Below are 11,036 nucleotides of genomic sequence, written 5' to 3'. Positions count from 1 at the left end.
CGCGCGGTCGGCCCCCCCCATTTTTTTGTCATTACCCAACGGGGCCCTGCCGGTTGGGGTTGGTAGTATCGCCCCCCCCCATTTAAAAAGAACACGGCCGGGTTACCCCGGCCGTTTTCGGTTTACATCCGATCAATCAAACGATCAGAACTGGTAGCGGAAGCCAAGCTGCAGCGACCACTGCGAGACACCCTGGTTGAAACCATCGGCGTCCGCGTTGGCGGCAGTCGGCTTGTCCGTGTACAGCTTGTCGTACACGTACTTGCCGTTGGACATACCCGCCAGGTTGGCAACGCGGGCATTTGCATAGAAGCCGTAGTCATAGATCTGACCCCACTTCTTGTTCAGCATGTTGCCAACGTTCTGCACGTCAAGCCAGATTTCCGACTTGTGGCCCTTCATGAAGCCCGGCAGTTCCTGCGACACGCGGATGTCGAAGGTGTTGATCCAACCGGTACGGAAGCCGTTGGCCGGCGCATAGCTGCCAGCGTACTTGGCCAGCTGCGGGTTCTCTGCCAACCAGGCGAAGAACTGCTGCTCCAGCTTCGGATCAGCGGTGAACTTGCCAGTCTTGGCATCGAGGGCGCCGAACAGCACGTCACCCGGGCCCTTCGGCACGTAGAACAGGTCGTTCGAGCTACGGTTATCACCGTTGGCGTCGCCGTTGAAGATGTAACTGTACGGACGACCACTGCGGCCTTCGTACACCAGGCCAACGCGGGTCTGGTAGTCACCGAAGAACTTGTGCTTCCAGTCCAGCGAACCGGACACACGGTCCTTGATCTCGTAACGCGAGGTGGTCTCGGTGTTCGAGTTGACGTTGAAGGAATACTGGTTACCCCAACCCGAGCTGGCGGTGGAGCTGGTCAGCGAACCAACTTCGGTGGCGTCGGTGTAGGTGTAACCCAGGCTCCAGGACCAGTCGCTGTCTTCGCTGAACGGCTTGCTCAGCGAGACGGTGAACTGGTTGGTGCGGCCCTTGTCGGTATTCTCGATCAGGAAGACGTCGGCGTACTTGGTGTTGCGGCCGAAACGGTTGTCCGCTGCAGCCCAAGCACCGTTGACGCTCTTGGACGGATTCCAGTACATGTCGCGACCATCCGGGCCGATGAAGGACGGCACGGTTTCACCATCCACGACCTTACCGATGTTCAACGCCTTGTAGTACAGGCCATCCTTGGTCTTGGTGACCAGCACCTCGGCAGAAGCCACGATGCCATACCACGGCAGTTCGTGGTCGAACGCCAGGTTGGCCTTGTACAACGACGGCAGCTTGAAGTCCTTGCCGACGAAGCTCACGCCTTGGGCGGCGGGAGTCGCACCCGGGATCGGCTGGTTGCTGCCATCCGGGTTGAAAGCCACCGGCGGAGTGGCCTGGTCATTGGTGATGTTGTACGAATCGTAGTTGAAGCCGGTGTTGGAGAAGCTGTTGCTGATCCACACCTGCGGTGCATCACCCTGGAACAGGCCAACACCACCACGCAACTGGGTCGGGCGGTCCGAATCGAAGGTGTAGTTGAAACCAGCGCGCGGCTGGATCAGGAAGCCACTACCGAACACCTTGCTGTTGTTGTAGCCAAAGTAGGCATCCGCCGGTGCGTTGTACTGCGGCGACGGGCTGACTTCCGGACGATCACCACGCAGACCCAGGGTCAGGGTCAGGTTGTTGTTGACGTACCAGGTGTCCTGCACGAACAGACCAAGGTTGCTGTTCTTGTAGCTGGCCGCGATCGAACCCGGAGCACGCTCCTTGTTGAACTGGTAGTTGGACCAGTTGCCCTTGGCAAAGTTGTCCAGGCCGAAGAAGGTGTAAACACCCCAGCTGGCGCGGCCGAACAGGTTGTAGATGTCGTTGTCGCTGTAGTCGACACCGAACTTCAGGGTGTGGTCGCCGAGGATGTAGCTACCCGAACCGGAGTAGTTCCAGGTCTTGGTCTGCAGGATGTTGCCCTGCGAGTTGATTTCGGTACCCATGAACAGCACATCGCCAGACGGACGCGCCTGGGTGCCGTCGAAGTAGATGGCGATGCTCGGTGCATTGGTCGGCACGACGCGCTCGGAGGCGAAATCGCGGTACGAGACCTTGAACTCGGTGGAGAAATTGTCGCTCCAGTCGCTGAACAACTGGCCGACATAGCTCTCGACCGTCTTGTTCTGCTGGTACCAGTACGAGCTCAGCGAGGCCTGGCTGCTGCTGCCCATGCCGTTGATGCGCAGCTTGCTCTGGTCCAGCTTGCTGTAGCGGACGCTGGCGCGGTGATCATCGTTGATGTTCCAATCGATCTTCAGCGCATACTCTTCCAGCTCGGTATCGCCGTTGCTGGACAGGCCGCCGGCATCGATACCATAGGTGTCCTTGGCGATCTGCTGCGCCTTGGCAACTTCAGCCATGCCGTACTTGGCGCTCGCCTTGCCCAGCACGCTGCTGCCGATGTCGGCACCCGGAGCTGCCTGCTTGAACTTTTCGTAGTTGGCGAAGAAGAACAGGCGATCCTTGAGGATCGGGCCGCCGAAGGTGGCGCCGTAGGTCTTTTCTTCGGTGAAACCGTTGAACTTCTTGCCGTCCGGGTTGTTTCCGAACCAGTCGCCATCACGGTAGGTGCCGTACACCGAGCCGTGGAATTCGTTGGTACCGGACTTGGTCACGGCGTTGACGGTCGCACCGGCAGCGCTGGCGATGGAGACGTCGTAGTTGGACAGGTTGATGTCCAGCGCTTCGATGGCTTCCATCGACACCGGCTGACGCCGGGTGGTCATGTTGTTGCCTTCCAGACCAAAGGTATCGCTGGCCGACACGCCGTCGATGTTGATCGAGTTGTAACGCGGGTTCAGGCCGCCGGCCGAGATGGCGCCCGAAGCGCGGTCAACGAAGGCCACGCGCGGGTCGAGGCGCATGTAGTCCTGGATGTTGCCGCCGATCGACGGCAGCGCTTCCATCTGCACCTGGCTCAGGTTGGTACCCGAACCCATCTTGGTGGAACTGAAAACTTCCGAGCCACCGCCAACGGCCATGACCTGGATGGCTTCCAGATTGGTAGCTGCCAGGTCGCCGGTCAGCTGGGCATTGATGGTGCCGGTCTGGTTCACGCCCAGATAGACGCCATCTTCCGTCTTGGTGCCTTCACCGGACTTGGTGATGGTGATGGTGTACGGACCACCCACGCGCAGGCCGCGGGCGTTGTAACGACCAGCCGCATCGGTGGTCGCACGGCTGACCGTGCCCGACTCGACGTGGGTGATGGTGACTTCAGCGCCAGCAACCGGCTGGCCGCCGTTGTTCAAGACCTGACCGCCGACGCCGGCAGAGGTGCTTTGAGCGAAAGCCGGAGCGGCCGCAAGTGCGGCGACAAGACCAAGGGCAAGCTTGGACATCCGGATGCGAGGGTGATTCATTATGGGTAGCCTCGATACGAGTTGGCGATTGAGAAAAAACGCGATCCATCAGCCCCGGGGTCAACCGGGCGCCTGATCGTCTTGAATCTTGGGGGTCCCTTCCGAGGCGGTTTCAGCCGCAACGGTTAAGATAAGGTTAACACGGTAATGACAATTTATGACTGCAAGAAGACAGCGATATTGCGCTGCAGCAGTTTCCCCTACGGCAGATCAAGCAGTTAGCGGATTGATGCCAGATAGGTCCCCAGACCATCCAGCAGCATCTGTACCGAAATTGCGACCAACAGCATGCCCATCAAGCGCTCCAGCGCGGTCAGCGCGCGGGCACCCAGCAGCTTGTAGAGCAGGGTTGCCGACATCAGGATCGCTGCCGTCCCGCCCCAGGCCAACAGCAACGCCAGGCTCCAATCGCCCAACCGCTCAGGCTCATTGCTGCCCATCAGCATCACCGCCGCCATGCCCGAAGGCCCGGCCACCAGTGGGATCGCCATCGGCACGATGAAGGGTTCACCGTCCGGCGCCGCCCCCATCAGCCCCTCCGGGCGCGGGAAGATCATGCGGATGCCAATCAGGAACAGCACGATGCCACCAGCAATGGCCACCGATTCCTGGCGCAGGTGCATCAACTCCAGCGCGTACTTGCCGCCCCACAGGAAGGCCATCAGCACCGCCAGCGCGATCAGCAGCTCACGCACCAGCACCACCCGCTGACGCCTGGGCGTCAACGGCTTGAGCAGGCTGAGGAACACCGGGATGTTGCCCAGCGGATCGAGGATCAGAAACAGCAGCAGGGCCGCTGAAAGGATCGTCACGGGGCCAGGTCCAGCACCTTTCCACGCCACTGCGCACCGCTGGCAGCAAGCAGTTGCACACTGGCGGCGGCGTAGTTGACTGGATCCACCGGCGCCGCATCCTCGTCATGGGTGAACGCACGCGCCCGCAACCCGGTACGCATCGGCCCCGGCTGCATGCCGCAGACCCGAACCGGACCGTTGCGCAGCTCATGGTGCAGGCTCTCGATCAGCCCGCGCAGCCCGTACTGGGCTACCCCGTAGCCACCCCAATAGGCCTGCCCCACCCGCCGCAGATCATCCAGCGCAAACACCACGGCCGCGTCCTCACGCTGACGCAGCAAGGGCAGGCAGGCCTGGGTCAACCAAGCGCGGGCTGTCAGGTTGACGTGGATCGCCCGCGCGAAGGCTGCCGGATCACCGGAAGCAAACGGGGTCAGCCCTGCGAAATCGGCCGCGCAATGCAGCACGCCGTCCAGCCGCCCGAGCTCGGACTCGAGCCGTTCGGCCAAGGCCGCGTAGTCATCGGGGCTGGCGCCTTCCAGATCCAACGGATACAGCATCGGCTCGGGGCCAAGCTGTGCGGCGCTGTCGTAGACGCGATTGAGCTTGGCGACCTTGCGGCCCAGCATCACCACCGTCGCGCCGGCCTCCGTGCAGGCCCGGGTCGTCGCTGCGCCCAGACCGCCCGCAGCGCCCGCTATCAGAATTACCCGACCAGCCAGGTCGGCGCCCATGTCCCCCCGGGGCTGGGCACTCACGCTTGCCCGGCCTCGGCAACGATGCGCTTGAGCTCGCCGGACTCCAACAGCTCCAGAATGATGTCGCAGCCGCCAATCAACTCGCCGTGCATGAAGAACTGCGGAAAGGTCGCCAGGTTCGAGTAGCGCGGCAGATTGGCTCGCACCTCCGGGAACTCCAGCAGGTTGACCGTGCGCAGATTGATTGCCCCGGCTGCCGTCAACGCCTGTACCGCGCGACTGGAAAAGCCGCACATCGGGTACTGCGGCGTACCCTTCATGAACAGGACAAGGGGATGTTGCTCCACCTCAGCCTGGATTTGTTCCATCACCGGCATTCGAATTCTCCCTACTGCGAAAGAACGGCCCGTCCTGGTCGGATAGACTTTCCCGTGGTTGACCATTGTAAGCCGAGCCGGCCAACTCCCGTCGCCCTGCCCCGAAAAGAATCTCCAATGCCCCTCCAACTGCCTGAACTGCCTTACGCCCGTACCGCGCTGCAACCGCACATTTCCGCCGAAACCCTGGACCTGCATCATGGCAGGCACCATCGTGGCTACGTGGATACAGTCAATGCGCGCATCGCCGGCACCGAGCTGGACGCGCTGCCGTTGGAGGAGATCGTGCGCAACAGCCAGGGCAGCCTGTTCCAGGCGGCGGCGCAGGCATGGAACCACGACTTCTTCTGGCAATGCCTGCACCCCCGCGCAGGCGGCGACCCGCAGGGAGTGCTGGCCGAGCACATCAACCGTCAATTCGGCGACGCACAGAAACTACGGGAAGAGTTCAACCGGGCCGCTCTGGCTGTGTTCGGCTCGGGCTGGACCTGGTTGGTGCAGCACCCGGACGGCAAACTGGCCGTTGTCAGCACCCGTAACGCGAACACTCCATTGACCGGCGACAGCACGCCCTTGCTGGTCTGCGATGTGTGGGAGCACGCGTATTACAGCGATTACCAGAATGATCGCGCGCGTTTTCTGCAGGCGTTCTGGAAACTGGTGAACTGGGACTTCGTGGAGACGCAGCTGCGCTGAGAGCCAGCGACGGCGCGAGCACGCTTGACCACGAGGGAAGGCATGCAGCGCTTTGGCTTTGCCCCCAAACCGTCATCCCGCGCAGAGGGAATGACGATCTGAAAATTCAGGAGTGAGCCAGAAGCACCGCTCACCTCACTCGTGCGCAGCCACCGCATCCAGCACGCGCGCCGAGTACACCAGCGCCGCACCGGCATTCAGCGCCACAGCCACACCCAGCGCCTCGGCAATCTCCTCGCGGCTGGCACCCTGCTTCAACGCCGCATCCACATGAGTAGTGATGCAACCATCGCAGCGCGTGGTCACCGCCACCGCCAGCGCGATCAACTCGCGGGTCTTGCCGTCCAGATGGTTGGTCTGCGCGCCTGCGCCGCTCAGGGTGATATAGCCCTTGAGCGTATCCGGCGAGAGCTTGCCGAGTTCGCCGATACGGCCCTTCAGCTCACGGCGGTAGTCATTCCAGTCGAGCATGGCTGGGTTCTCCAGTTGGGACTGGAGAACCTTACGCCGGCAAAGATTAGTTCGCCGTCATGCCGCCGCGACGCAGGACTTCAACCACCGGGGCGACCTGCTCCTGCCGTCCCAAGGCCTCACCCACACGCAGCAAGGCATCCGCCAGCGCCGCCGGCGCGTCATCACGCAGATTGGCGTGACCGACCTTGCGGCCCTCGCGGGCCTGCTTGCCGTAGTCGTGCCAGTGACCGGCAGCTTCGCCGAGCACAGCCTTGGCGTCGGGCATCTGCCCCAGCCAGTTCAGCATGCAGGCGTGGCCTAGCATGCGGGTATCGCCCAGGGGCAGGCCAAGCACGGCGCGGATATGGTTCTCGAACTGCGAGGTTTCCGCACCATCACTGGTCCAGTGACCCGAATTGTGCACGCGCGGCGCCATTTCGTTGGCCAGCAAGGCATCGCCACGGCAGAACAGCTCCAGCGCGAATACACCAACGTAGTCCAAGCGTTCGGCAACACGGCGCGCATAGGCAATCGCCGTTGCCTGCTGCTCGGCGGACAGCGCAGCCGGCGCCAGACTGGCCGACAGCACACCGTCCACATGCCAGTTGGCGGTCAGCGGCCAGGCGCGGAACTCGCCGTCGCGGCCGCGCACGGCCACCACGCTGACTTCCCGCTCGAATGCCACAAAGCCTTCGAGGATCAGCCCGGTCTTGTCGACCTGCGCACCCAGCGTCTGCCAGGCCGCATCGATGTCCGCCGCGTCACGGATACGGAACTGGCCCTTGCCGTCGTAGCCCAAGCGCCGCGTCTTGAGAATGCACGGCGTGCCGAACTCGGCAGCCTTGGCGGCCAATTCATCGCGGCTGCGGATATCGGCAAATGCCGGCAGCGCTATGCCCAGTTCCTGGAACAAGGTCTTTTCACTGAGCCGATCCTGCGCCACCGCCAACGCGGCCGGATTCGGGAACACCGGCTTGCGCTCGGCCAGCCAATGCGCGCTGGCGGCGGGCACATTCTCGAAATCGAAGGTGATCACATCGACCTTGGCCGCGAACGCAGCCAATGCCTCGGTGTCATCGAAATTGCCCACTTGCAGCGGCGCCACCTGCCCCGCACACGCATCGGCGGCCGGGTCGAACACCACGAAACGCAGGCCCAGCGGAGCTCCCGCCAGCGCCATCATGCGGGCCAGCTGCCCGCCACCGAGAATGCCAACCGTAATCATTGGCGCGGATCGTCCGCAGCCATCACATCTTCGGTCTGGCGTGCGCGGAAGGCGTCCAGCGCGGCACCAATCTGCGGCTGCTCGGCGGCCAGCATGGCCGCGGCGAACAGGGCCGCATTGGATGCGCCAGCGTTGCCAATGGCAAAGGTCGCCACCGGGATACCCGCCGGCATCTGCACGATCGACAGCAACGAATCCATGCCATTGAGCGCCTTGGACTGCACCGGCACGCCCAGCACCGGCACGGCGGTCTTGGCAGCCAGCATGCCCGGCAGGTGCGCCGCACCACCAGCGCCACCGATGATCGCACGCAGGCCACGCGGGCCCGCCTGCTCGGCATAGCTGAACAGCACATCCGGGGTCCGGTGCGCGGAAACTACCTTCACTTCATACGGAACGCCCAAAGCATCAAGCTTCTGGGCGGCGTGCTGCATGGTTTCCCAATCTGAGCGGGAACCCATCACGATGCCGACTAGCGGCGCGGGGTGGTTGGGGGTCATTGGCCGTCACCTGCTGCAAAGACGTATTCTAGCCGTCTTCCCCGCAAGACCACGAACTGATGGACCGCAAACTGCTCGACCTCCTCGTCTCCCCCGACACCCGCCAGCCGCTGTTCCTACTGGAAAGCGCCGGCCTGGAAGCCCTCAACCGCGCCATCAGCAACGGCGGCGTGACCCGCGCCGACGGCAGCCCGCAGGCCCAACCGCTGCGCGAAGCCCTGATCAGCGGCGACCGCAAGCAGGTCTTCCGCGTCGATGACGGCATTCCGGTGCTGCTGGCTGACGAAGCCATCGCCACCGCCCAGATCACCGACTTCCCGGCCAAATAATGCTGCCACACCCGCCGCTGGCCCCGCCGCAGGAACAGATTGACGCCGATGTCGCCCGCGCCCTGGCCGAGGACATCGGCAGCGGCGATGTCACCGCCGCCTTGTTGCCCGATGCCGCCGACATCGCCTACCTGCTGTGCAAGCAGGATGCAGTGATCGCCGGCCGGCCCTGGTTCGACGCCACCCATCGTGCGCTGGACCCGCAGGTCCGGATCGATTGGCGTGTGCTGGAAGGCGACCAAGTCAGCGCCGGCACGGTGCTGGCCACCCTGAGCGGCCGCAGCCGCAGCCTGGTCAGCGCCGAGCGCACCTCGCTGAACTTCCTGCAGACCCTGTCCGGCACCGCCACCATCACCGCGCGCTACGTCGCGGCGGTGGCAGGCACCAAGGCGCGCATCCTTGACACCCGTAAAACCCTGCCCGGCCTGCGGCTGGCGCAGAAGTACGCGGTGCGCTGCGGCGGCGGCGACAACCACCGCATCGGCCTGTTCGATACGGTGATGCTGAAGGAGAACCACATCCGCGCCGCCGGCTCGCTGACTGCCGCCGTGCACGCCGCACGCGCGCAGCAGCCCAAGCTACCCCTGGTAGTGGAAGTGGAAGACCTGCAGCAGTTGCAGGAGGCCCTGGCCGTCGGCTGCGAGCGCATCCTTATCGATGACTTCAGCGCAGCGATGCGTCGCGATGCCGTGCGTATCACCGCCGGACGGATTCCGCTGGAAGTCTCCGGCAGCGTCGACATGAGCACGTTGCGCGCCATCGCCGAAGACGGCGTGGACTGCATTTCCATCGGCGGCCTGACCAAACACGTGCAAGCCATCGATCTGTCGCTGAAACTGGGCCCGCCACCGCGCTGACTCACGGCATGCACACGGTCCCGGCTGCGACACTCCCCCAATATCCCCCGCGGAGCCCTCTGTGGCATATCGATTCCTGTTGTGCGGCCTGACCCTGCTGCTGCCCGCCCTGCCGGCGATGGCAGCTGAAGCCTGTGACGTGCCGCCTCGCTATGGCCTGAGCGAAACCGCCAAGGCCGTGGTTGCGGCGGCCTGCGGTGAACACCGCCTGTGGTATCGCCCCTTCATCGACCGCGATGGCCGCATCGCCAGCCTCGGCGTTACCGAGGCCGAGAACGAGCACCTGGCCGACAACGGCCTGATCGCCTGGCAGCGCGTCGTCGGCTATTGGCGCGATAGCGGCACGCTTGGCCCGATGGGCGCCATTGCCGGCGCCAGCAGCTGCGCGCAGCCGACCGGCAACCGCTATACCGATACCGATTGCCGCGCGTTTCTGATCGACAACCCGTGGTCGGCCGCCTTCATCTCCTGGGTGATGACGCGCGCCGCCGTGCCCGGCTTTACCCGATCACCACGCCACATCGACTACATCCGTGCCGCCTACCAGGGCGGCAGCAACGGCATGCCGTATCGCCTGGCCGACCCGGCCAGCGAGAAACCGGCTCCCGGCGACATGCTGTGCTTCCTGCGCGACCGCAGCAGCACCTTGAACTACGCAGGCTTGATCCAGGCGCTGGGCAGCGGCCGTGCCGGCAATTGGAAATCGCACTGCGAAATCGTGGTCAGCGCAAATATGGGCGGCGACCGTACGCTCTATCTGGTCGGCGGCAACGTCGCCAACTCGGTGGTGATGCGCAAGCTCATGCTTGACCGTACGGGACTGCTCGAGCCACCCAAAGCAAATGCTGCGCAGGCGCCAAGCTCACTGGTTGAACAGCGCTGCTCACCGGGCCAAGAGGAAGAGTGCAACCTCAATCGACAGGATTGGGCCGCACTCTTGAAATTGACCGCAACCAACCCGGCGCCGGCATTCAATTCGACCGCGCCCTTGCCGCCACCTCCGGACGAACCAATTCCAACACCGGTCACCCACTGATGCTTGCTGACGCGCGGGCATCAACAGTGAACAGAGGGCTGCGCATGGATGAGCAGATCGCCTAAAGTGCTCGCATGCCTACCCTTCTTATTTTGATGATTGTCGGCGCGCTTGGTTTCGCGTTCTGGGACCGCTCCCGCGCCGCTGCCGACCGCGCCACCGAACTGGGCCGCAATGCCTGCCGCGCCGCCGATGTGCAATGGCTGGACCAGAGCGTGCACAGCACCGGCCTGCGCCTGTGCCGCCTGCCCAACGGCTGGCTGGGCTTCGAGCGCAGCTTCCGTTTCGACTATTCCTACGACGGCCAGGATCGCCACACCGGTCGCATGGTATTGCGCGGCCGCGAACTGATCTCGTTCAGCGGCCCGGCCGCCGCCCAGATCGGCCGCCTGCGCAAAAGCACCGAAGAAGCCGAAGACATCTGATTCACCGTAGTGCCGAGCCATGCTCGGCAGGGGCCTTACCGACAAACCCATAACGCTGCACGCTTTTTGTGGGAGCCGCGTCAGCCGCGAAGCTGATGCACTGGAAGTTGCGGGCATGCCAGCGAACTGACAGATCCTCGGCTTCGCGGCTGACGCCGCGCCCACCAGCACCAGGGGGCGGCGGGGGGGAAGCCCCACCCGCGCCTGGGGCGGGCCAACACAAAGCCCCCAAACAAAAACCCCCCCCGGGGGG

Annotated in this window: 12 protein-coding genes; 5 read left to right on the top strand and 7 right to left on the bottom strand. The window is 63.9% G+C overall.

Annotated elements, in window-relative coordinates:
* Positions 1 to 144: 144 nt before the first annotated feature.
* The 4 genes from ACVOMF_RS18835 to grxD all read right to left on the bottom strand — a co-directional run bounded on the left by ACVOMF_RS18835 (position 145) and on the right by grxD (position 5,262).
* A complete protein-coding gene (locus ACVOMF_RS18835) occupies positions 145 to 3,372 on the bottom strand; it encodes a TonB-dependent receptor (RefSeq protein WP_481510622.1) in 3,228 nt (1,075 codons plus the stop codon).
* 239 nt (positions 3,373 to 3,611) lie between these two features.
* Entirely contained in the window at positions 3,612 to 4,205 is a 594-nt protein-coding gene (locus ACVOMF_RS18830; RefSeq protein ID WP_481510621.1) for a YhgN family NAAT transporter, read from the bottom strand.
* A complete protein-coding gene (locus ACVOMF_RS18825) occupies positions 4,202 to 4,921 on the bottom strand; it encodes an SDR family NAD(P)-dependent oxidoreductase (protein WP_481510624.1) in 720 nt (239 codons plus the stop codon). The genes ACVOMF_RS18830 and ACVOMF_RS18825 overlap by 4 nt, the downstream gene beginning before the upstream one ends.
* A 20-nt stretch (positions 4,922 to 4,941) precedes the next feature.
* Entirely contained in the window at positions 4,942 to 5,262 is a 321-nt protein-coding gene (gene grxD, locus ACVOMF_RS18820; RefSeq protein WP_282267786.1) for a Grx4 family monothiol glutaredoxin, read from the bottom strand.
* A 117-nt stretch (positions 5,263 to 5,379) separates the two neighbouring features.
* Here grxD and ACVOMF_RS18815 point away from each other — a divergent pair, with 117 nt between their 5' ends.
* Positions 5,380 to 5,958 (top strand): superoxide dismutase, encoded by a 579-nt coding sequence (locus ACVOMF_RS18815; RefSeq protein WP_481510620.1) that lies wholly within the window; start codon positions 5,380 to 5,382, stop codon positions 5,956 to 5,958.
* 135 nt (positions 5,959 to 6,093) lie between these two features.
* Here ACVOMF_RS18815 and ACVOMF_RS18810 read toward each other — a convergent pair whose 3' ends face one another.
* The 3 genes from ACVOMF_RS18810 to purE are packed head-to-tail and all read right to left on the bottom strand — an operon-like array spanning position 6,094 to position 8,136.
* Positions 6,094 to 6,429, bottom strand: coding sequence for a carboxymuconolactone decarboxylase family protein (locus ACVOMF_RS18810; RefSeq protein ID WP_282267792.1), 336 nt, complete (start codon positions 6,427 to 6,429; stop codon positions 6,094 to 6,096).
* A gap of 46 nt (positions 6,430 to 6,475) precedes the next feature.
* Entirely contained in the window at positions 6,476 to 7,636 is a 1,161-nt protein-coding gene (locus ACVOMF_RS18805; protein WP_481510619.1) for a 5-(carboxyamino)imidazole ribonucleotide synthase, read from the bottom strand.
* Entirely contained in the window at positions 7,633 to 8,136 is a 504-nt protein-coding gene (gene purE, locus ACVOMF_RS18800; RefSeq protein WP_282267797.1) for a 5-(carboxyamino)imidazole ribonucleotide mutase, read from the bottom strand. Before purE ends, ACVOMF_RS18805 begins: the two co-directional genes overlap by 4 nt.
* A 59-nt stretch (positions 8,137 to 8,195) precedes the next feature.
* On the opposite strand from purE, the gene ACVOMF_RS18795 reads away from it, so the two are divergent.
* The 4 genes from ACVOMF_RS18795 to ACVOMF_RS18780 all read left to right on the top strand — a co-directional run bounded on the left by ACVOMF_RS18795 (position 8,196) and on the right by ACVOMF_RS18780 (position 10,783).
* Complete coding sequence (locus ACVOMF_RS18795; RefSeq protein ID WP_481510618.1) at positions 8,196 to 8,465, top strand: Trm112 family protein; 270 nt, start codon at positions 8,196 to 8,198, stop codon at positions 8,463 to 8,465.
* Entirely contained in the window at positions 8,465 to 9,322 is an 858-nt protein-coding gene (gene nadC, locus ACVOMF_RS18790) for a carboxylating nicotinate-nucleotide diphosphorylase (RefSeq protein WP_481510617.1), read from the top strand. Before ACVOMF_RS18795 ends, nadC begins: the two co-directional genes overlap by 1 nt.
* A gap of 118 nt (positions 9,323 to 9,440) precedes the next feature.
* Positions 9,441 to 10,358 (top strand): DUF2272 domain-containing protein, encoded by a 918-nt coding sequence (locus ACVOMF_RS18785; protein WP_481510623.1) that lies wholly within the window; start codon positions 9,441 to 9,443, stop codon positions 10,356 to 10,358.
* 74 nt (positions 10,359 to 10,432) lie between these two features.
* A complete protein-coding gene (locus ACVOMF_RS18780; RefSeq protein ID WP_481510616.1) occupies positions 10,433 to 10,783 on the top strand; it encodes a DUF3301 domain-containing protein in 351 nt (116 codons plus the stop codon).
* Positions 10,784 to 11,036 lie beyond the last annotated feature (253 nt).

The organism is Stenotrophomonas sp. STEN022 (genome assembly GCF_056760155.1).
This window is presented reverse-complemented; position numbering and strand designations above follow the sequence as displayed.